1 protein-coding gene is annotated in these 1,090 nt (G+C 75.2%); it reads right to left on the minus strand.

The genetic code is table 11. The features are described from left to right. Positions 1–189 precede the first annotated feature (189 nt). Positions 190–1,090: glycoside hydrolase family 6 protein (locus FGF04_RS39400; RefSeq protein WP_149516193.1), on the minus strand; the 901-nt coding region annotated here is incomplete at its 5' end.

Genomic DNA, 1,090 nt, shown 5'->3' on the forward strand with positions numbered 1-1,090 from the left:
GTGCGGAGCCGGTGGGGGGAACGGTCATGAGGGAGTCCTCCGGTGTACGTGATGTGCCTGAGCTGCGTGATCTGCCTTCCGGCCATGCTTGAAGACGCGGCGGATCATCGGGGTGCGACGCACCGGCACCGCCGGGGACCACCCCCCGGCCGGCTGAGCCCGAGTCCGGCCGCGGGGCCGGACCCGGGCTCAGCCGTACGCGTTCCGCGCCAGCTCCAGCGCGTACGACGGCCACCACTGCCCCGCCGGCGGCCCGCCCCGGCAGGTGCCGTCCGACTCGCCCGGGCGCTTGACCCACAGGTAGGCGTCGATCAGCGGCGCGCCCGTGGCGGTGGTCGGCGGCATGCCGAGGGCCCGGTCCGGTGGATTGCACCAGGGCTCCGCACCGGTGAAGGGCCCGTTGCCGTTGCGGCTGCTGTCGAGCACGAAGTGCTTGCCGTCGAGGGCCGCGGACAGCTTGCCGCCGTACTCCGAACCGGCCGCGTCGGTCTGGAAGTTGGAGACGTTCAGGGCGAAGCCGTCGGCCCGGGCGATCCCCGAGCGGACCAGCGGTTCGACCAGCCGCGCCGGGTCCGGGTGCCAGGCGGAGTTGCCCGCGTCGAGGTAGACACGGGTGTTCGCCTGCTGCTTCAGCCGGTCCACCGCGTACGCCAGCAGCGCGTACCGCTCCTTCGGCACGACCCGGTCGCAGCCCGCCAGCGCCTGGGCGACGGCGTCCGGTTCGAGGACCACGTACGCGCTCCGGTCGCCGAGTCCCGCCGCGAACCCGTCGACCCACTCCCGGTACTCCGTCCCGCCCTCGGCCCCGCCGTCCGAGTAGGAGCCGCAGTCGCGGTGCGGGACGTAGTAGGCGACGAGCACCGCCGTACGCCCCTCCCGCGCGGCGGCCGTGGTGCGGGCCTCCACGACGGGCCCCGGATCCGGGCCCGTCAGCCACTCGGCCTGGGCCCGGACGGCGATCCGCTCCATCAGCAGGGCGTCGTCCGCGCGCCCCGTACGGCGCCACTCCGCCGCCTGCCGGGCGGCACGGGAGTCGGGGTCCACCCAGAAGGAGACCTCGGGGGCCGCGGACCCGTCCCCGGACCCGTCC

Origin of the sequence: Streptomyces apricus, assembly GCF_008369065.1 — a bacterium.
GTDB lineage: Bacteria > Actinomycetota > Actinomycetes > Streptomycetales > Streptomycetaceae > Streptomyces > Streptomyces apricus.